Source organism: Alkalinema sp. FACHB-956 (assembly GCF_014697025.1).
GTDB lineage: Bacteria > Cyanobacteriota > Cyanobacteriia > Leptolyngbyales > Leptolyngbyaceae > Alkalinema.
On record NZ_JACJRC010000003.1, the window covers coordinates 307,794 to 328,059 of the forward strand.

19 protein-coding genes are annotated in these 20,266 nt (G+C 52.1%); 6 read left to right on the forward strand and 13 right to left on the reverse strand.

What is annotated here, in order from left to right; translation table 11 throughout:
• Positions 1-31 precede the first annotated feature (31 nt).
• The 3 genes from H6G21_RS06440 to H6G21_RS06450 all read right to left on the reverse strand — a co-directional run bounded on the left by H6G21_RS06440 (position 32) and on the right by H6G21_RS06450 (position 3,466).
• Entirely contained in the window at positions 32-877 is an 846-nt protein-coding gene (locus tag H6G21_RS06440) for an ABC transporter permease (protein ID WP_199307074.1), read from the reverse strand.
• 189 nt (positions 878-1,066) lie between these two features.
• Positions 1,067-2,200, reverse strand: a complete 1,134-nt coding sequence (locus H6G21_RS06445; protein WP_190571718.1) for a spermidine/putrescine ABC transporter substrate-binding protein — start codon at positions 2,198-2,200, stop codon at positions 1,067-1,069.
• Positions 2,201-2,332: 132 nt separating this feature from the next.
• Positions 2,333-3,466 carry an ABC transporter ATP-binding protein gene (locus H6G21_RS06450; protein ID WP_190571720.1) on the reverse strand — a complete coding sequence of 378 codons (1,134 nt, stop codon included), beginning with the start codon at positions 3,464-3,466 and terminating at the stop codon, positions 2,333-2,335.
• Between the two features lie 429 nt (positions 3,467-3,895).
• Between H6G21_RS06450 and mrdA the strand changes: the two genes are divergently transcribed.
• On the forward strand, positions 3,896-5,743 hold the full coding sequence (mrdA, locus tag H6G21_RS06455; RefSeq protein WP_190571723.1) for a penicillin-binding protein 2: 1,848 nt from the start codon (positions 3,896-3,898) through the stop codon (positions 5,741-5,743).
• Positions 5,744-5,941: 198 nt separating this feature from the next.
• On the opposite strand, the gene psaJ is transcribed toward mrdA, so the two are convergent.
• Both psaJ and H6G21_RS06465 read right to left on the reverse strand, forming a co-directional pair.
• On the reverse strand, positions 5,942-6,058 hold the full coding sequence (psaJ, locus tag H6G21_RS06460; RefSeq protein WP_190571725.1) for a photosystem I reaction center subunit IX: 117 nt from the start codon (positions 6,056-6,058) through the stop codon (positions 5,942-5,944).
• A 37-nt stretch (positions 6,059-6,095) separates the two neighbouring features.
• Positions 6,096-6,584 carry a Photosystem I reaction center subunit III gene (locus H6G21_RS06465; protein ID WP_190571727.1) on the reverse strand — a complete coding sequence of 163 codons (489 nt, stop codon included), beginning with the start codon at positions 6,582-6,584 and terminating at the stop codon, positions 6,096-6,098.
• Between the two features lie 170 nt (positions 6,585-6,754).
• Here H6G21_RS06465 and tsaD point away from each other — a divergent pair, with 170 nt between their 5' ends.
• The gene (gene tsaD, locus H6G21_RS06470; protein WP_190571729.1) at positions 6,755-7,837 is read left to right on the forward strand and encodes a tRNA (adenosine(37)-N6)-threonylcarbamoyltransferase complex transferase subunit TsaD; all 1,083 of its coding nucleotides are present in this window, start codon (positions 6,755-6,757) and stop codon (positions 7,835-7,837) included.
• Positions 7,838-7,863: 26 nt separating this feature from the next.
• On the opposite strand, the gene H6G21_RS06475 is transcribed toward tsaD, so the two are convergent.
• Complete coding sequence (locus H6G21_RS06475) at positions 7,864-8,496, reverse strand: hypothetical protein (protein ID WP_190571731.1); 633 nt, start codon at positions 8,494-8,496, stop codon at positions 7,864-7,866.
• A gap of 115 nt (positions 8,497-8,611) precedes the next feature.
• Here H6G21_RS06475 and H6G21_RS06480 point away from each other — a divergent pair, with 115 nt between their 5' ends.
• On the forward strand, positions 8,612-8,944 hold the full coding sequence (locus H6G21_RS06480) for a DUF565 domain-containing protein (protein ID WP_190571733.1): 333 nt from the start codon (positions 8,612-8,614) through the stop codon (positions 8,942-8,944).
• Positions 8,945-9,020: 76 nt separating this feature from the next.
• Here the strand turns inward: H6G21_RS06480 and H6G21_RS06485 are convergent, their stop codons facing one another.
• On the reverse strand, positions 9,021-10,382 hold the full coding sequence (locus tag H6G21_RS06485) for an APC family permease (protein WP_199307056.1): 1,362 nt from the start codon (positions 10,380-10,382) through the stop codon (positions 9,021-9,023).
• 419 nt (positions 10,383-10,801) lie between these two features.
• Here H6G21_RS06485 and H6G21_RS25625 point away from each other — a divergent pair, with 419 nt between their 5' ends.
• Positions 10,802-11,647 (forward strand): L,D-transpeptidase, encoded by an 846-nt coding sequence (locus tag H6G21_RS25625; RefSeq protein WP_242041685.1) that lies wholly within the window; start codon positions 10,802-10,804, stop codon positions 11,645-11,647.
• A 16-nt stretch (positions 11,648-11,663) separates the two neighbouring features.
• Here the strand turns inward: H6G21_RS25625 and H6G21_RS06495 are convergent, their stop codons facing one another.
• The 3 genes from H6G21_RS06495 to H6G21_RS06505 all read right to left on the reverse strand — a co-directional run bounded on the left by H6G21_RS06495 (position 11,664) and on the right by H6G21_RS06505 (position 13,693).
• The gene (locus H6G21_RS06495; RefSeq protein WP_190571737.1) at positions 11,664-11,963 is read right to left on the reverse strand and encodes a hypothetical protein; all 300 of its coding nucleotides are present in this window, start codon (positions 11,961-11,963) and stop codon (positions 11,664-11,666) included.
• 74 nt (positions 11,964-12,037) lie between these two features.
• Entirely contained in the window at positions 12,038-13,054 is a 1,017-nt protein-coding gene (locus H6G21_RS06500) for a hypothetical protein (protein ID WP_190571739.1), read from the reverse strand.
• A 222-nt stretch (positions 13,055-13,276) separates the two neighbouring features.
• Entirely contained in the window at positions 13,277-13,693 is a 417-nt protein-coding gene (locus H6G21_RS06505; protein WP_190571741.1) for a secondary thiamine-phosphate synthase enzyme YjbQ, read from the reverse strand.
• 138 nt (positions 13,694-13,831) lie between these two features.
• Here H6G21_RS06505 and H6G21_RS06510 point away from each other — a divergent pair, with 138 nt between their 5' ends.
• Positions 13,832-14,608 (forward strand): proteasome-type protease, encoded by a 777-nt coding sequence (locus H6G21_RS06510; protein WP_190571743.1) that lies wholly within the window; start codon positions 13,832-13,834, stop codon positions 14,606-14,608.
• A gap of 62 nt (positions 14,609-14,670) precedes the next feature.
• On the opposite strand, the gene H6G21_RS26170 is transcribed toward H6G21_RS06510, so the two are convergent.
• The 3 genes from H6G21_RS26170 to H6G21_RS06525 all read right to left on the reverse strand — a co-directional run bounded on the left by H6G21_RS26170 (position 14,671) and on the right by H6G21_RS06525 (position 18,355).
• On the reverse strand, positions 14,671-15,540 hold the full coding sequence (locus H6G21_RS26170; RefSeq protein WP_190571745.1) for a transglutaminase family protein: 870 nt from the start codon (positions 15,538-15,540) through the stop codon (positions 14,671-14,673).
• Positions 15,541-15,588: 48 nt separating this feature from the next.
• A complete protein-coding gene (locus H6G21_RS06520) occupies positions 15,589-16,539 on the reverse strand; it encodes an alpha-E domain-containing protein (RefSeq protein WP_190571747.1) in 951 nt (316 codons plus the stop codon).
• Between the two features lie 382 nt (positions 16,540-16,921).
• Positions 16,922-18,355, reverse strand: a complete 1,434-nt coding sequence (locus H6G21_RS06525) for a circularly permuted type 2 ATP-grasp protein (protein WP_190571749.1) — start codon at positions 18,353-18,355, stop codon at positions 16,922-16,924.
• Positions 18,356-19,038: 683 nt separating this feature from the next.
• Between H6G21_RS06525 and H6G21_RS06530 the strand changes: the two genes are divergently transcribed.
• Positions 19,039-20,208: a GDSL-type esterase/lipase family protein gene (locus H6G21_RS06530; RefSeq protein ID WP_190571751.1), complete on the forward strand. Its 1,170-nt coding sequence runs from the start codon at positions 19,039-19,041 to the stop codon at positions 20,206-20,208.
• Positions 20,209-20,266: the final 58 nt, after the last annotated feature.

The window sequence follows — 20,266 nt, forward strand, 5'->3', positions numbered from 1 at the left end:
CTTCAGTGGGACTGTAATTGAGATTGTGGGATTAGGCATCCGTTGCCCGACGATCGCCATATTTAATCAATAAGGCAATGGCAACGGTCACCATAATGATCAACATCGTACTCATCGCTGAGCCCATTCCCCAGTCTGGGGTGGCTCCCAGGAACTTGTTATAGACCAGCCGTGCTGCTGTCATGCTAGAGGGTCCTCCCAGCAGTTCAGGATTCACGAAGTCGCCCAGCGCGTTGATGAACACCAATAACGAGCTTGCTGCTAATCCGGGTAATATCTGGGGCACAGTGACCCACCAGAAGGTCTGCGAAGGGGTTGCCCCCAGATCGGCTGCTGCTTCTAAAAGCCGTCGATCGAGCTTCTCCAACGAGGCATAGAGAATCAGCACCATATAGGGCAACAAGCTGTAAGTCATGCCAATAAAGACCGCTGGCATTTGATTGAGTAAATCTAACGGGGGGAGTCCTACACTCGTAAGCAAGGTATTGAGGACCCCTGTGGGGCGCAGAATACTGATCCAGGCGTAGGAGCGGAGGAGAGAAGACGTCCAGAGGGGTAAAACAAAGGCGAGGAGGAGCAAATTCTGCCAGCGCTTGGGGGCAATCACGCCCAACCAATAGGCCACTGGAAATCCTAGCAACAAGCAAAGAATCGTTGTTCCGATCGAAAACAGCAACGATCGACCAATGACCAGCAAGGTCAGGGGCTCAAACATCCGCACATAGTTAGCCAGTCCCGTTGGGATGACCAGATCTCCAGGACGGATCCCAGGAACGAAACTGAGTTCGAAGATAATTAACGTTGGTAAAACCAACAGCAGAATGAGCCACAACCCTGCGGGAAGCAACAAGACTAAGGGCTCCAACCAGCGAATCAGCCAGGGCGGATTTTTGTCTTGTTCCTTGGACTTAGTCGATGGTGTTGTAGACACGCTTACATCCTCGTTGCAATGAGATTCTGCACAATTTCCATGGTTCACCTTCTATCCAATTCTTCGGTTCGTTACCCCTTCGGGCCGTTAACCCTGCTGCAACCCCCTTCGTTATCCCCGCCCTGAGTGCTGGGTTTAGCTGCTGGTGACCTTGACCCAGGTCTGGTCATAAATCTCTGCAATGCTGCGATCGAGAAAAACCATGGCTTCACATCGGCTTAAAATTTCTGGTGGAGGATAAGCGACGGGATCGGTCTGTACCTCAGCGGGGAGTAGCTCGATCGCAGCCAAATTCGGTGTCGTTACCGCTAAACGCTTAGCGGTTTCTGCTGCCACATCTGGCTGCATGACAAAGTTGATCCATTGGTAGGCTCCTTCTGGATTCGGTGCACTTTTGGGAATCACCATTAAATCCACCCAGCGTGAACTTCCACTTTGGGGAACCACGTACTTGAGCTTGGAATTTTGCTGAAGTAAAGGTCCTGCATCGGAGGAATAGCCCATCGCCACCCACAAATCCCCCGCCAGAATCTGATCGCGCCAAGCATCCGTTGTGAAGTTCGAAAGATAGGGCTTTAACGCCAGGAGTTTTTCGCCCGCCTTTTTGACCAAGTCGGGATTCTTTTCATTGTAGGAATGGCCCATAGACTTCAAAGCAGCGCCTAGCACTTCCCGGGGATCATTCAACAACGTCATGCGGCGCTTCAATTTTTCCTTGTATTTCCAGAGATCATCCCAATCAGTAATGGCCTCAGATAATTTTTCGCTGTTGTAAATTAAACCTGTCGTTCCCCAGGCAAAGGGAATGCCGTACTGATTCCCCGGATCATTGGGAGATTGCCGCAATTGGGGCAACAAATTCCCCAGTCCTGACAGGCGCGTATGATCCAGGGGCGTAATCAGCTGCTTGTCGCGCATTTCTGGAATGATATATTCCGACGGATAAATAATACTGAAGTTTGCGCCCTTGCCAGCTTGGAGCGCTGCTAGCATGGCTTCATTAGAGTCAAAGAGTTCTGTAATTGCACGGATCCCACTAGTCGTCTGAAAGGCCTTCAGTAACTCTCGATCGGCGTACTGAGCCCAAGTGTATATGAACAACTCATTGGTTGCAGTCTGGATCAGGCCTCGGTTCTGTACATTTCCCAGTCGCCACCCACAACTCGATAAACTCCCCGAAATCATCAACCCAGAAAATCCCAGCAACGATCGCCGTAGCAATTGACGACGGGAAAGGGGGAGGGATCGATCGGACGATAGAGGGGTCATAGGAACAGCCACAACAGCAGGAATGCAAGGCTAGACGTTTCAGAGCGAGACATCGGTTTTGAGGGCTTTGATCACGATTTCTGACTCAGACATCCTTCAACCAGCCACCGACACACTCAGCATCAGGGCGCGCTAAGAATCATTGGGCAAAGCCAGCCCATCTTCTGGCCGCCAGACCGCATACAGACGAGTATTGGGTGACGGAATTTCAAAACCGTGGGGCAGCTGTACAACTAATGTTTCCCCAGAGGTTAATTGAAGTTGACAATTGACGTGGGTTCCTAGGTAGAGCAAATTCTTCAGATACCCTTCCACCCAATTGAGTCCGTCTGCGGGGGGCTGGTATTGCAATTGGATCTTTTCAGGCCGCACACTGATGACCACGGCACCGGAGGTCAAGGGCTTATTGCCTGTATCCACCGGAATCACCTTAAATTGGCGACCTTCCGTGCTGATAATCCACAGCATGGTGGGATGGGCTCCTTCAATTTTGCCCATGATTAAATTGGTATCGCCAATGAATTCAGCGACAAAGCGAGTGTTTGGACGCTCGTAGATTTGGCTGGGGGTTCCCATTTGTTCCACGCGCCCCCGATTCATGACCGCGATCCGATCGCTCAAACTCAGGGCTTCCTCTTGATCGTGGGTCACCATGACAAACGTGAGGCCCAATTCGCGATGGAGGGTTTTCAGTTCCATCTGCATCGCTTTTCGCAACTTTAGATCCAAGGCCCCCAAGGGTTCATCCAACAACAGGACGGTTGGACGATTGACCAATGCTCGTGCTAAGGCCACCCGCTGCTGCTGCCCCCCTGAAAGTTGGGAGGGAAAGCGTTTGGCCCATTCTTCCATCTTGACTAGATTGAGGGCTTCTCGGACGTGGTTTTGAATTTCCCCTTTCCCCATTTTTTTCAACCGCAGGCCGAAGGCGATATTTTCTTCTACGGTCAAATGGTTAAACAGGGCGTAACTTTGGAAAACAGTATTGACCGGACGACGATAGGGCGGAACGTCAACCATGGACTGCCCGCGCAACAAAATGTCTCCCGCCGTCGGCAATTCAAACCCCGCGATTAAGCGGAGAGTAGTCGTTTTACCACAACCGGAGGGTCCCAGAATACTAAAAAATTCTCCTCGTCGAATATTCAGGTCAATTCCCCGCACTGCGGCTTCGCCATTGAAGACCTTAAAAACTTTGCGCAGCTCAATGTCGAACCCAAGATTGAGTCCTGTTTCTGAATAGTTGTGAGGTACCGTCTGAGCCATAGGACGAATTGACCGAGAGGATAGGGTAGAGCAAGGTAGAGCGAACCACCCCAGCCTTGGGAAATCAGAGCGAAGGGGATCTCAGGAATCTACGAAGCTGTACTCGGCTGAAATTGTATCTACGCCATCTTAAGCCAGTGAGTTGGGATCCGTGCAATCTGTGAAGCATTGTGAGGACTCCGTGTGAGGACTCCGTGTCAGCCACGTGGGCTTTGAACGTTGGCTTAGGCGGATGCACCTCCTTTCCATCTTCGCATTAACTGCTAGATTCCATCGCACTCTATTTAGCTCTGGCAACAAGAATCTGCTACCTGTGATTAAGGATGCCCTATTTCTGGAAAAAATTCCCATAGTTTGGGTTCTGGCCAGAGATTGCTACACTGAATCATCTAGCTCGTTTGTTGATCCCTGCTGTTTTTCAAGAGTGCTATGGCCCTTTTGCAACCGTCTCGCTCCAATATTCGTGAGTCTGCTGCGCGACAGGTGGGTCGCCGCAATCAATCCCTAGTTTTGCTGCTGTTTGTGTCTTTACTGCTGCTGGGAGGGCTGGGGTCGCGGTTGGTTTACCTGCAACTGATGGAAGGGACGCGCAATCGTCAATTGGCAGATAACAATCGGATTCGTTTGATTCCCAGTCCCCCGGAACGGGGCAAAATTCTCGATCGCAAGGGCAAAATCATTGCTGGGTCCCGACTATCCCACTCGGTCTATGTTTGGCCATTGGCCACCAAGGAAGCCAAATGGAACCAAACCATTACGAAACTTGCGAGCATTTTAAATATTCCTGAAGCCGAAATTCGCAAGCGGGTTGATCAAGCGGAGCAAGATTCCCCCTTTCTTGTGCGGATTGCCCGAGGCATTAGCCCCCAGCAAGTGACTGCCTTGGCCGAAGCCAAGAATGAGCTGGATGGGGTTGAAGTCAATGGGGAAACGACACGGGAGTACAAGTATGGCGATCTGGCGGCCCATGTGATTGGCTATACGGGCGAACTCAACGATGAGGAGTACGAAAAGCTCAAGAAAAAGGGCTATCGGTTGGGGGATGTGGTCGGCAAGATGGGGATTGAGGCGACCTATGAAGAGATGTTGCGGGGGGAAGGGGGCGGCCAGCAAGTCGAAGTAGACGGTGCAGGTAATGTGGTGCGCATCCTGCACAATAAGCCTAGCCATGCAGGGAAGGACTTGACGCTGACCCTGGATTGGGATCTTCAGCAAGCGGCAGAAAAAATTCTGGGCAACTTTACAGGCTCGATCGTTGTAATGGATCCTCGTAATGGAGCCATTCTGGCCATGGTGAGTCGTCCAGCCTTTGACCCCAATATTTTTTCGAAACGGGTGTCTGAAGCGACTTGGAAACAACTCCAGGAAGGCAATGCTTTGCTGAACCGGGCCTTGCAGCAATATCCTCCGGCTAGCACGTTCAAAATTGTCACGACAGCAGCGGCGATCGAAAGTGGGAACTTCACGGGGGATGAGGTGTTGCCGACCTTTCCGTCACTAACGGTTGGAGGGGTGACCTTTGGGGAGTGGAACCACGCTGGGTTTGGGCCACTGGGGTTCACGGGAGCCATGGCTCACAGTAGTGATACTTTCTTCTATCAGGTGGCTCGGCGCATGGGAGGAGATCCCATTATCGATTGGTCGCGTCGCTTTGGGTTGGGCAGCAAAACGGGGGTGGACTTGGTGGATGAGGTGGATCCTGGTCTAGTTCCCGATCCTGCCTGGAAGCTGAAATATGAGAAGACTGAATGGACGATCGGGGATGCCATCAACATGTCGATCGGCCAGGGCTACCTCCTCTCAAGTCCGTTACAAGTGGCGGTGATGTTTGCGGTGGCGGCCAATGGGGGCTACAAAGTCAAGCCGCATTTGCTGAAGGATAACGAAGAGGCTAAAAACTGGCGAGAAAGCTTGAATATGAGGCCGAAAACGATCGAGATTCTCCAGCAGGGTCTACGGGAAGTGGTGACCTATGGAACGGGGAGTGATGCCCTGGGAAGCAGTGAAGTTGCGATCGCGGGCAAGAGCGGAACGGCGGAGGATTTTGGTAAAGGATCCCACACCTGGTTTGGAGCCTATGCCCCAGCGGATAAGCCGGAAATTGTCGTCGTTGCCTTTGGTGAATATTCCGGTGGTGGAGGTGGATCACTCATGGGTCCCAAGGCGCGCCAGGTGCTAGAAACCTACTTCACCCTGAAAAAGAATCCCAACGCAAAAGTGGGTGCCAATGCTCAGCCCAGTCCCACGGCTGAGGCCACACCGGAAGCGACAAGATAGGGAGAAGCGACAAGATAGGGAGCTGTTAGGCGGAGGCGCTTTCCCCCGAATCCGATCCGCCCGCAAAGACAGCATCTGAAAACATGCGATCGGGCCAAGGATGAAACGGCCAAGCATAAACAAGCAGAAGGGCGCAGAACCTGCGCCCTTCGCTCTCATGAACAAGTCATGAATCGAGGTTCGATCTTATATTCGATCTTATAGGGGATGAGCCAACAGATCGGGGAAGAAACGATTGAACTCAATCAGAATCCCTGCGGTTACTGTCAACAACAGCATGAGCAGGACAGGTGCGGTAGACAAATAACGTGCCATGAACAAGCCTCCAAAAAGCAAGATTTTAGTTGAATGACTATCGAGGAGAAACAGTGATTTCTGACTCGGCTGCAAACATCTTGCCCGTGGAGATTTCGCCGAAGGCAACTAGGGGCCAAGCAAAGCCACCCAGCATAAACTTCAGCGCCAGAGGCACATCAATGACCACTTCCTTAACTTCGGGGTTTTCGCCTTTCTTGATCGCTTGCAGATAGCTACGACCAGCCCAGCCGATCCAGCCTGCAATGTAGAGGAAGAGAATACCCGGAATAATGAAGTCACCAGCATGGGAAGGGTTATCCACAATCAAGTGGGGAAGCCCTTCTTCACCGCAGAGTAAACCTGCTTTGGTGTACTGGTCAAAACGGCGTTGAGCCGTGGGGCTAGCCGATGCTTTCATCCGCTGAGCGAAGGCAGCAGATTCACTGCAAGGAGTGAGATTATCGTAGATGGCGTGGGCGGGTGCGGTGGAAACGAAACCGAACCACAGCGCGATAGCCAAAACGAAAGCACACAATCGTCGCATGGAGTTGTTTCCCTTTAACTTAGAGATTGCAAAGTTTCTTGAACAAAAAGGATTGAACTTTTTGCGTAGGTATGAGGACTGATTGAGTTGAGTCAGGTATCCCCTACGCTTGCCCCAGAAGGGTTTAAGCTAAGAGAGAATACCAGTTCCCACCCAAAAGTTACCAGCAAATGGCAACGGTTATAGCAATTGAAACAAGTTGTGACGAAACTGCGGTAGCGATCGTTAAGAATCGTCAAGTTTTGGCCAGTGTCGTCGCCTCCCAAATCGAGACCCATCGCCAATATGGGGGGGTGGTGCCGGAGGTGGCTTCGCGCCAGCACGTGGAGGGGGTAAACCTGGCGATCGATCAAGCCCTAGAGGCTGCAAAGCTTGACTGGACTGGGATTGACGCTGTGGCAGGCACCTGTGCGCCCGGTTTGATTGGGGCGTTATTGGTGGGATTGACTGCGGCTAAAACGCTTGCTCTGGTGCATGACAAACCTTTTTTGGGGGTGCACCATCTGGAAGGCCATATCTATGCGTCCTACCTCAGTGAACCTAGCTTGCAACCGCCGTTTCTGTGCTTGTTGGTTTCCGGGGGGCACACCAGTCTGATCTACGTGAAAGACTGTGGGCAGTATGAAGTCCTGGGGCAGACGCGGGATGATGCAGCGGGGGAAGCCTTCGATAAAGTTGCGCGATTGCTCAAACTGGGCTACCCCGGTGGGCCGATTATCGATCGCCTTGCAACGGAGGGCAATCCCAAAGCGTTCCCACTCCCAGAAGGGCAGGTGTCCTTACCCCAGGGGGGCTTCCATCCCTACGATTCCAGCTTTAGTGGCCTCAAGACAGCGGTGTTGCGCCTGACGCAAAAATTAGAAGCCAGTGGGGATCCGTTGCCAATTCCCGATCTCGCGGCCAGTTTCCAGGCCACCGTTGCCCGCGCCCTAACGAAACGGGCGATCGCCTGTGCCTTGGATTATGGGCTGACGACGATCGCGGTGGGCGGAGGTGTGGCGGCCAATCGCGGCCTGCGGCAACAGTTACAGGCAGCCGCCGAACCCCACGGGATCCGCGTACTCTTTCCCCCGATGAAGTTCTGTACTGACAATGCGGCGATGATTGCCTGTGCAGCGGCAGAACATTTCGATCGGGGCCATCGATCGGCCCTTACCCTGAATGCCCAATCCCGCCTACCCATCTCGCAAGTCATGGATCTCTATCACGGACAGGACTCGTTCACTAGCCATGTTGAGTGCTCTAACGTTTAGCGTTCTAACGTTGAGTCTCTTAACGTTTAGTTCTCCAATGTGAGCTTCCATTCTCCCGTTTGGGGATTCCACAGGGGTTCATCGGTTTCTCCCACGATGAACGGCCCCCAATAGCGCTGGGATCCGTCCTGGGCAAAGGCCACTAAGATATCGCCTTTTTTCAATTGAATGGCGCGCCCCGGTAAGGCGACGACTAAACCGCGATCGCTGCCTTCTCCCGGTGCAAAATCCCAGTGGGCAGGCGGTTCATAGCGGACTGAGGCGGTGGATTTGTCCCCCGTTTTATCGCCACTCATTTTGTCTGCTTTAAATCGAAGGGCAATGCGCACAGGATGCTCTGACTGATTGCTAATGCGGAGATTGCCCCGTTGCGCTGGGGCGAGGGGGGCCGTGGCGTCTCCTGTTGCAGTTCCTGTCGAGGTTCCTGAAGTGGGGATCGTATCTGCTTTGGCAGGGTTGGACACGGATTGGATGGCTGAGGGGTCGCGGGGGGCTGAGTCTACAGGAATGACTGGAACCTGACTACCGGTCACAATTTCAGCTTCTCGATTGAGGCGTCCCAACCAAAAACTCCCAATACTCACCACTAATGCCGCACTGCCCGCGATCGCGATCGCCTGCAATAGACCCACCTTGCGCCCTTGAATTAGTTGCCCCATCACCTTTCCCCCGTGTGCTCTCTTTTAGGTATAACAAGTCATTTACGGATTTGTGGCATTAGAATTTCCTGTAAAATCATTCCTCTCTTTAAGTCTTCTCCTTAAGCAAGTTCCTATGCAAGATACTCGCCTCAATCGCCTATTTGGGAATGCCAGTGGCCAGATGGAGCAATGGTTTCGCAATCCTTGGCGGCGCATCTCCTTGCTGCTGATGTGCCTACTGCTAGGCTTCTTTTTAGGAACCGCTGTTTCTACTACCGCTGGTCAGGCAGCAGAGTATGACATCTGGGTCGCAGCCATTTTAGTTCTGCTGACCGAGTTGACGAGTCGAGCGGTTTACACTCGCAAGGCTCAATGGCGCAGAAGTTTGCTGGCAGACTGTGTCAATGGCCTCAGAATCGGCTTTACCTACAGCCTGTTTGTTGAAGCGCTTAAATTGGGCAGTTGATCCCCTAGGGAGCCTGTTTTTGGCAATTTAATGGTCTTCCTCCAGGATGCCCTGAGACGGGGATCTAGGTTTCAGATCAGTTTGCCTTCGATCGGTGCTGTAGGGTGGCTTGCCAAATCAGCCCCAGCCCAATTAAACCCAAGCCCACGAACCAAATTTGCCACTCCACCCAAAACGCCAAAAAGACGCAGGCTGCTAACCCAAACCCAGCGGTCCAGCGGGGATACTGCCGAACTGAGGCGGGTAAGCGCAATGCCGCTAGATTGGTAATAGCGTAGTAGCCCAAGACACTAAAGGCACTGAAGGACCAAGTGGTCTTTACGTTGCCTAGTAGTACTAGCAAGGCGACGATTCCCCCCATGGCTAGGACTGCAAGCGTGGGAGTGGTGCGATCGGCATTGAGTTGGGCCAGTGTGATCGGCATATCGCCCCGCCGTGCCATAGCCAGCAGCACTCGTGAAAGCCCCAGTAGGAGATTGAGTAACACTCCTAGCATGGCTGCGATCGCGCCGATCCCTAAAACCATTTCGCTTCCCCAGACCGGAAAGCGACGAGCCGCTAATGCCAACGGAGCTGCTTCTGTAATCGCGCCTTGTTGGAGTGCTTCGGCTCCAACGGTTCCTAAGCCAACCACCCCGACTGCAAAATACAACGCAAAACTTAAGCCTAGGGTCATCAAAATGGCTCTAGGAATGGTTCGTTCTGGATGCTGAACTTCTTCTCCAAGGGTGGTAATTCGAGCATATCCCGAGTAGGCGACAAACATTAAAGCACTGGCTTGTAGAATGGCCTGGATCGGTATCTCCTGAATTGTTCTACCTCCTCTATCGTAGAACATAGAGAACCCTGAAGGTAGTCCTTGACCGATCGCACTTGTACTGAACGCACTTGTACTGAACGCACCTGTACTGATCGCGCCTGTACCAATTACGACAAACCACAGTAAGGCCAAGACGCTAATCGTGAGAATGAATGTATTGAGTCGGCTCGATCGCTGGATGCCACTCAGCACCACTCCCGTGATTCCCACCACTGCGGCGAGGGCAACAATGACGAGGGTGACTGGGTTACCCCTGCCGAGCCCTAACCCATGGAGCAGATAGCCTGCAAAGCCGAGAGCTGCCGTTGCCGCAGACGCTGATTTGGCTAACAGAAATAACCAGCCAGCGGTGAAACCCAGTTGGGGATTGAGATAGCGGTATCCATACTCATAGGTGCCCCCATTGACGGGATGGCTAGCGGCCAGTTGGGCGGAATTGAGTCCGTTACAGGTAGCCACGATCGCGGCGATCGCTAAGGCGGGAAGAAGTCCGATCCCCGCAATCCCAGCGGCAAGGCCAATACTGACGAAAATTCCGGTGCCGATGATCGATCCCAGCCCCAAGGCAACTGCTTGGCTGAGGGTGATTTGTCGTTTGAGGCGTTGAGTCGTGACCATAACCGATGTCATTTCCAACGGGTAAATTTTCAACAAGTACCACTCTTAGACAGGTACAAGTCCCAATGAGTTTAAGCCCAGTTCCATTCCAGTGCGAGTTCGATCGCAAACATTGGCGTGAGCGATCGTTTACTGGTTGGGGGTATTAGGTAGGTGGGTAGCATGTTTAAGGGGTAGGTGGGTAGCATGTTTAAGGAAGTGGGGGCCAATGATCTCGCACGAAAATCTTTCTTTTTGAGGATTTTGCAAACCCTCCGGTGGTGAATCGTTGGGCAGCGGATAGAATGCTACATTCGAAATCACGATCTTGAAAAACTACGCTCGTAGTTAGGAATTCCAAGACTCAGGCATCGAATACCCGGCATCGAATACTTAGGAATTCCAAGCAATCCCAAACGACACTCTGATTCTTAGCAGTTATGGCGATACGTTCCTTTTCCGATCGACGGTGGTTAGGGTTCCTCGGACTTCGTATTCTAGGAACTTGGGGTATCACAACAGCCCTGGTGGGCGTCGGGATCGGGGTCGGATTGCCTAGAACGGTTGCCCAAACCCCACCCCCCGCTGATTTAACCGAGGGCATGCTGTCGCCCAGTTCTACGGGTGCACCGACTTCGATCGCAGATCCGGCCCAACTTCCCACCTCGATCGTGCCGATCAGACCTGCGGTTCCCTTTGGGCATTTACCTGTGGATCGGATCTGGAGTGACTCCACTTCCGTAGAACCTAGTGTTTCGACCAGCCTCCCCATGGAACAGACTCAGCCGGGGGGAATGCTGCCGACACCGGATAGCCCTCCCTTGGTTACGCCTTTGGTTACGCCCTTGGTTACGCCGGTAGTGCCTGTAAACCCTGTGCTTGTAAAACCTATTGAGGAGCCAATTCACTTAATTGTGAGGCGAGGAAAACGGCGGGTGGAAGTTTATCGGGGGGACAAGCAAGTGGCAAGTTACCCGATCGCCGTGGGGAAAGCAGGCTGGGAAACGCCAATCGGTAACTTCGCTGTGATTAGTAAAGAAGAAAATCCGATTTTCAAGAGTTTCAAAACGGGCAATGTGATTGAACCGGGGCCGGATAATCCACTGGGCGTGCGCTGGATTGGGATTTGGACGGACGGAAAAACCCAAATCGGCTTCCACGGCACCAACCAGCCCGAATTGATTGGCAAAGCCGTTTCCCATGGTTGCATTCGGATGCACAACAAGGATGTCGTGGCGTTATACCAATATGTGACCTTGGGTACCCCCGTTACTGTCAAACCTTAAGGAAAGCTGAAGATCGTCACAGAAAGCGGGTTGTTAAAAAGCCGGCAAAACTGAGAACGGAATCGACAACCTGGCGAAAATTAGTCGATCGCGCTAGCTTTTGGTGGATTTGCTGCATTTGAGCCAAATCCTCTGGTTTACACAGCACCCGGCGTTGCAGGAGGGCCAAGCGTGCTTGGGTGTAGTTGCGCATGGCCCGATCTCGCTGGGGCTGAAGTTCGACTTGTTCATCGAGATCGGCTTCCATATAACGGATATTTAGTTCGTCCAGGAAAGCTGCGGCAAGGGTGAGAAGCTGCTGGTTGGCATCTGCCATGGTACAAAATTCCTCAAAGGCGAGATTAGGTCAATCGCTGGTAGTCGGCACGCCTGTTCAGGGGGTTGGTTGTTTCAGTTTTGGGATTGCGATCGAGTCCGGGTGGCATTATTCACCTGATCGAGGACGGTGCGGGTGACATTGCTCCAGAGAGGGTCGGTTTGTAGTTCATTGAGAATGCGGGTCGATCGTTGTTTCACCCCATCATAATTCCGCCCCGTCAACGCGCTGGCATTGGTCAGGATGCGGGTAATCGCCGTATTGAGTTGATTAAGGTTTACCTCCTCATAGCGATTGGCAATTTCGATTAATTCCTTCCCGATCACCACTGCCTTCATACATTGGGCTACGGTGGTCTCCAATAAGCGTTGCTCTTCTTGCTTGACGGCTTGCCACTCTCCCATCAGTTCTCCGGCTCGATTTTCCATATCAGATTTTTGTTGGTTGAGTTGCTGGAGGGATTCTGAGCCACTGTAGGGATCCTGTTCCCGTGCTTTTAATTTGACGATTACCGTCTGATAGTCCTGCCGTAGTTTTTTCAGTTTGATGATGACGCTAGCGCGATACTGGGTCAGAATGGGGGGATTTTTGTTGAGGGCATCGGCCAAGAGGGCCATTTGTACCGTCAGGGTGCGGGCATATTCCGCCGATTTTCGGACTTCGTCCTTGCCCACGATCGTCCCCCCCTCCAACTGTTCAAAAATGGCTGCGAATCCCTCGTATTGGCTGCGCAGATCGGTGATGAAGGTATCCCATTCCGTTACCTGAGGCGGCTGATAGGGATCGATCGCGGCTTCAATCAGCCGACTATTCAACTCACTTTTAGAGTTAAGAATCCGCGTAATAAAGCTTTGCCGAATTTCTGCGGTAGACCGGGGTGGGGCTTCTAGCTCCCGTTTGTGCAGGGTGTCGATCGCGTCGATCGCTGCTAGAGATTCGTTCCGGAATTGGTTGGCCGCACTTTGCAGCGATCGGGCCTTTTCCACACTACAGCCGTTCAGGGCCAGACTCCCCACAACCACAAGCGCCAACCACTGTCGTTGTACTTGCTGAAAACTGGCTCGTAAACTGGGCCATAAACCTTGTGGCAAATCTTGTGGCAAATCTTGTGGCAAACCATTTCGTAACAGTTGTCCCATCCCCTTTCGCACAGCAGACAACCTTCCCTATGAATTTCCTTCATTATGGGTGTAATTTCTGGGGGACTGTGGAATCTTCATGGATCGTTAAGCCCCTAGCCCAGCTTCCCATGCATTCCTAATTAGTCACCCATATTTCTTCACCCATATTTCTTCACCCATATTTAGCCACCATTAGTCACCCATAACGTGCACGACTAATTCTCGGTGGTGAGCCATCTGGCGATGTTCCCAGACATAGATCCCCTGCCAAGTGCCGGTTAGGAGCCGTCCTTGGGCGATCGGAATCTGCTCTGATGTTTTGGTTAAGACGGTGCGAATGTGGGCGGGCATATCATCGGGGCCTTCGGTGCTGTGGATGTAATGACGACCCTCCGGGACGAGCTTGGCTAGGAAATTTTCTAAGTCAACTAAGACATCAGGATCCGCATTTTCTTGAATAATTAAACTTGCGGAGGTGTGGCGCAAAAACAGATGGCATAACCCCGTCTGAATCCCGGATTCGGCAACGATCGCCTGAATCTGAGCGGTGATTTTTTGGAGGGATTTGCCTCGGGTGCGAATCGTGAGAATTTTTTGGTAGTGGGCCATGGCGATCGGGCTGCAACAGCTCAAGTTACAATCAGCACCTCTTGGGATAAAAATTGCGCTGACGTTATCCATTCTCTGTTAATTTAGAGCGTGTTTCTGTTGAGATCTTTTTTCAGCCCCTAGCTTTCAGACCCTAACATGACCTACTGTTTAGGCATTTTGACTTCCGGCGGCCTCGTGATGGCAGCAGACTCGCGCACAAATGCGGGTGTAGACTACATTTCCACCCATCAAAAGCTGCATGACTTTTCCCTGCCGGGGGAGCGGGTCATCCTGCTGTGTACATCTGGTAATCTCTCCGTTACTCAGGCGGTGATTACGTTGCTGCGTCGGGATCTGAAAGCGAGGGAAGATGTCAATCTCCAGACGTTGCCGACACTGTATGAAGTGGCTCGTTATATCGGCAGCAAAATGCGGCTGATTCAGGAGCAGGATCGGCCTTGGCTGCAAAAGGATGGGATTGATGCGAGTTGTAGTTTCCTCCTGGGCGGGCAAATTCGGGGGGAAGATCCGGAACTCTATTTGATTTACAGCCAAGGGAACTGTATTCAAGCCTCACGGGAAACGCCCTTTTTGCAGATTGGAGAGGCGAAATATGGTAAACCGATTCTCGATCGCGTGCTGACTTCCACAACCCCCCTGGAAGATGCGGCGAAATGTGCGCTGCTGTCGATCGACTCCACCATGAAATCCAATATTTCCGTTGGCCCGCCCATCCATTTGGTGATGTACGAAGCCAATACCTACAAAATCCACTACGAACTGCGGTTGGCAGCCAATGCTTCCTACCTCGTGCAAATCCGTAACCAGTGGGAAGCCTGCCTGAAGGATGCCTTCGATCGGATGCCCAACGTGGATTGGGAGCACTATTTAGACCCCGATCTGCCCGAAGACGTTCTAGCCGAGCAAAGTTAAATTAGCCGAGCCAAGTTAGACTAGCCAAGCCAAGTTAAAGCCTGCTATTGCCTTAAAGCTGGCTATTGGTCAGAAACGTGAATCTTCAACTGGTAGGATAGCTCAGACTGCGCGCCCCCGAAGCAGTGTACCCGTCCTGCTACAGGCGCGGTATGGCCAGGAATGGCACTGGCCACTAACGCAATATGCCGATCGCCCACGACGAGGCCATGGGTTGGATCGTAGCCACGCCAGCCAGCACCGGGTAGATAGACTTCCACCCAGGCATGGAGATGGCGATCGTTGGAATCCGGATCCCCTTCCTGGTAGCCACTAACAAAGCGGGTTGCCAAGCCCACCGATCGGCAAACTTCCATAAACAGCACCGCAAAATCTCGGCAGGAACCCTTCTTGTCCCGCCAAGTCACGCCTGCCGCAAAGGGATGCCCCGTTTCGCGAATGGTGTACTGACATTCGGTATAAATTCGCTGATTCAGTTGATGCAGGAACTCGGTGATATTGCCATTGGCTGCCTGATCCACTTCCTGTGCGAGTTCCACCGCCACGGGATCGAGACTGGCTTGTCCCTCAGCGCGGCCTAGGTACGGTTGCAATTGGCTCCAAAGGGATTTGGGATAGTCAAACGGCAGTTCGATCGCCCAGGGCTCTAGCAAGTAAACAAAGGGATTGGCCTGATGGGTTTCAACGTGGGACTGGGTAGCGATCGTCAATTGTTCGACCGATTGACTGGGATCGAACCAGACTTTCAGCAGCGCGTTTCCGTCCAAATCGCTCAAGGCAGAGACGGCCTGGGGTTCCGGTGTGACGGTTACGCTAAAGTCGTGCAGCGTTTGCCATCCGTCCGATCGGGGTCGTAATCGCAGCAGATGGGGCTGTAAGGTAACCGGCTTACTGTACTGGTAAACCGTAGTGTGGAAAATTCTGTAGTGCACGGCGTTTGGGAGAGAACGTTGTGTTAGAGCGATCGCTTACGTGCTGATTTACATGGGTTGTAACGCAAAAAACGTTTCGTAAATGCTAGTGTCCACCGCATTGGTGCGCGATTGAATGCTATCTAGAAATTCATGTAAGCCACTATCAATCACTTCGTCAATCACCAGGTAATCCAGGTCTGCCCGCAGTTTGCCGAGGGTCCGCTCCACGGGACTGTTCCAGGTGCCGCGTGGGGTTCCGGTAATCTCCTGAAGCGATCGCTCGGCCTGTTGCACACAATAGCGAATCGATCGAGGAAAGTCGCGATCGAGTAGCAGAAACTCTGCCACGGAGGTCGGGGTGATCCGGTGGGCACCGCGCTTGCGATACATTTCATAGGCACTGGCTGATTTGAGCAAGGCCATCCACTGCAACTCATCCAAGGCCGAACCCACATCCCGCACCGATGGCAGCAGAATGAAATATTTCACATCCAAAATCCGCGAAGTTTTGTCTGCCCGTTCCAGGAATCGGCCAATTTGCCCAAAATGCCAGCCTTCGTTATGGGTCATGGTGGCATCGGCAATCCCGATAAATAAATGACTGGCTGACTTCACTTCCTCAAAAAAGGCAAACCAGTCTCCCATCGATCCCGCCTTGGCGGTGTCCTGCACTAAGTGATAGAAGGCGTTGATCTGCTGCCACATTTCCGAAGAAATAATTTCGCGCACCGATCGGGCATTTTCCCGCGCGAGTTGCAAGCAAGACAAAATCGAGTTGGAATATTCGCGATCAAACGTCAAAAACTGGATCACGTTTTCTTCCGTCGCTTCGCCATAGCGTTCCCGAAATAACTTGGCATCTCCTGTTGTTGCAATGACGGGATCCCACTGCTGGGTCATCCCTGCGGGTGAATCGAGCAATAGGTTGAGATTCACTTCAACAAACCGTGCAATATTTTCTGCCCGTTCAATGTAGCGATTGAGCCAGTAAATCGAATTTGCAACGCGACTTAACATAGGACTGAACTAGCGAATGAAATGAATGGAACGATCGAGCCAATCAACGGTTATCAAACCCACTCAAGGCTGATTTCACCCAGAAAAATGCAGCGAGTGAGTAATTGCAATTGCGAGATCCCAGCCTGGGCCACCCCCTAAACCTGAGATACCCCCTAAACCTGAGCCACCCCCTAAACCTGAGCCAAACAAGCCTACCAAAAGGACACAAGAGCAGTTTGCAAGAGCGCCTCTAAGATTTTGCAAGAGCGCCTCTAAGATAGTGTAGGGGGTGGGTTCCCGATCGGGCGGAAAAATTGCTTTAATTAAATAAAATTAATAAAGCAGATTGACTCCCGTTTCCCTCGTTCGATCGGCGTTGTGTTGGACTGGTTTTGAGGCTCTAATCGCAGACGACCCAAGTATCCTTGCTGCCGCCCCCCTGGGAGGAATTGACGACTAGAGAGCCTTTCTTCAGGGCAACGCGGGTGAGGCCGCCCGGATTCACGTAAATCTCTTTGCCGTAGAGAATGTAGGGCCGCAGATCCACATGACACCCCTCAAATTGGTCTCCCATCAACGTGGGCACCCTAGATAGGTTCAGGGTGGGTTGGGCAATGTAATTGCGGGGATTGGCTTTAATTTTTTCAGCAAAGGCTTCCCGTTCTGCGGGGGTGGCATGGGGGCCGACTAGCATTCCATATCCACCGGATTCGTTAGCTGCTTTCACCACCAGTTTGTCTAAGTTCGCCAGCACATGGTCTTGCTGTTTGGGTTCCCAGCACAGGTAGGTCGGGACGTTGGACAAAATGGGGTCTTCATTGAGGTAGTAGCGGATCATGTCCGGTACGAATGCATAGATGACCTTGTCATCTGCCACACCCGTCCCCAAGGCATTGGCCAACCCTAGGCGACCATGGCGATAGACCTCCATCAGCCCCGGCACTCCCAGCATCGACTCTGGTCGGAATGCTTGGGGATCGATAAAATCATCATCCAAACGCCGATACAGCACATCCACACGCTTCAATCCCTTGGTGGTGCGCATTTGCAGGTAGCCATCCGCCACGACGAGATCCCGGCCTTCAACCAGTTCCACCCCCATTTGCTGGGCTAGGAAGGAATGCTCAAAGTAGGCTGAGTTATAACTTCCAGGCGTGAGCAGTGCGACAGTGGGATCAGGTAAATGCTCTGGAACCAAGTTAAACAAGGTTTCCAGCAGTTGGCCAGGATATTCCTCAACAGGACAGATTTTCATCTTTTCAAACACCTGGGGAAAGGTGCTCTTCATCACCCGGCGATTTTCCAAGACATAGGACACCCCAGAAGGGCAGCGCAGATTATCTTCCAAAACGAACCACTGCCCATCCCGATCGCGAACGAGATCCGTCCCTGTAATGTGACACCAAATGCCAGCAGGTGGTTTAACGCCCATACAAACAGGATGAAAGCCACTGGCAGATTCAATTAACTCCCGAGGAATGATGCCATCGTAAATAATTTTTTGATCGCTGTAAACATCTTGCAAAAAGCAGTTGAGAGCATAAATCCGTTGTTTTAATCCCCGTTCTAGAAAATTCCATTCCTCCATGGCAATGATGCGAGGAATCATATCAAAGGGAAAAATGCGTTCGGTACCCTGGTTATCGCTGTAGACGTTAAAAGTAACGCCCATTTTAAACAACGTGATTTGGGCGGCGGTTTGGCGTCTTTGGAGTTCTGCCATGGGGAGGGAGTCAATCCGCTGAATCAGCGGAAGGGCTTCCGATCGGGGTTGCCCCTTGGCAACGAATAATTCATCATAAAAATCGCCTGGATCGTAATCTTCAAATTTCACAGCGGTAGACCAAAAGCGTGATGGTGAAAGGTGTGAATGGGGGAAGACCAATTGGTTAAGCCAATCGGTACAGTGAATCAACTCATGGGGCTAATTAAACTCATGGGGCTAATTAATTGCCGCAGTAAACTTAATTGGCGTAGCAAACTGCAAGACAGTTAGGGGAATGTGTGAAACTCAGTGAGATGGGTCTGCCAACTATTTATTGATATAGTGTCAGCAAGCACTGACATTCTGTAACGGGTTTGACGAACTTGATTTATGCCTTAAACCAGAAATAATCGCTAGTCATAAAGCTCAACAAATGCAAAGCCCAACATAAAGTTAATTCAATAGAAAATTCATCCAATGGACTCTTAGGTCGATCGCGACGTTTCTGCCGAACGGCACTCCTGACTGAGATTCTCACTTCCAATACTGATTTAGAGATTGAACTTAGAGATTTAACTTAGAGATTAAACTGAGAGACCGAACTGAGAAATTAAACTGAGAGATTGATACTGACTGAGATCCTGAAAGACTTAAACATCAGTTCTATATATTCCCCATCTGGCCCATTCTCGCTCACCTGATGGCAAGGTCAGCGTCATTTTCCAAAGCTTGCTGCGATTCTGGGGAAGATTTTTCCTGAAAGGCGAGAAATCTTGGGATAAGAGAAGGGTATTTGTCACACCCTGGTTTCGATGAGTGATTTGTGTTTATTGGCAATCAGCCTAAGCCAAGCACCCGGCCAGCGCACCGATCGCCCGATCGTGCCGCCCTCCAGCCACTTGCAGGCGTCTCGCCCCGCTTCCCGGTCAACTTCCCCGAAAAAAGTGGTTGCTCAGCCTAGGGTACAGCAAGAGTTGGCCCCACAGCCCGAGTTTTCACGATCGCCGGATGTTCCGATGAAATCCCCTGCGGCTCTGCCCTCCAAGGCGACACCCAACCAACCAGCCGGGGCCAAACTGAAAACGCTGCCCCTAAAAACGGCGTCACGGCAACCGGCAGGCTCAAAAACAACATCGCCCAAAATTGCGATCGCGACGACGACGCAGGCACGGCTTTCGCCCCGATCGGGGATCCAACTGTATCACCAACGCTTGACCTCCCTCCGCCATGGCCGACTTTATACCCGGTTACCCGTGGATAGCTTTTATGACGTGTGGCGATCGGCCCAGGGTCAACCAACCTATCAACAATGGCGTAGGTTGCTGGCACTGGAAGCACGGGCGGTGTCTCGACGGCAGACCCCTCGGCAGCAGACCCCTCGGCAGCAGACCCCTCGGCAGCAGAATACTCGGCGAGTCATGGTGATGGTAGGGGATTCCCTCAGCCAGTGGTACCCCAGCGATTATTTGCCTAGCCAGGATATTTGGCTGAACCAGGGCATTTCCGGTGATACGACGCGGGGAATTTTGCAACGGCTAGATGATTTTTCCACGGCGCGACCCGATCGAATTTACGTCATGGCGGGGGTAAATGACGTAAAACGGGGAGCCAGCGATCGGGAAATTCTGCAAAATCTGTCGAAGATCATCACCCGGTTACAACGTCACCATCCCCAAGCGGAGATCATCGTGCAGTCCATTTTGCCGACCCGCTCCCCAATGATCCCCAACGATCGCATCGAAGTCCTGAATCAACACTTAGCCCAACTCACCGCGCAACAGGGAGTTGCCTTTTTGGATCTCTACAGTCAATTTGTCGATCGGGATGGTTACCTTCAGCAACGGTTGAGTACCGATGGCATTCACCTCAACTTGCAAGGCTACCAGGTTTGGCAAACTGCCTTAAGCCAAGCCGAACCCGCGATCGTGTCCCTCAGCAGCCCTATCAGTAACCCCGCTCGTAAACCGCCAGCCAAGGGATGAGCCTCGTGGTTTGAGCGTGCTGCCGAGCCAATAGAACGAAACTAAAACCATCAGCCGC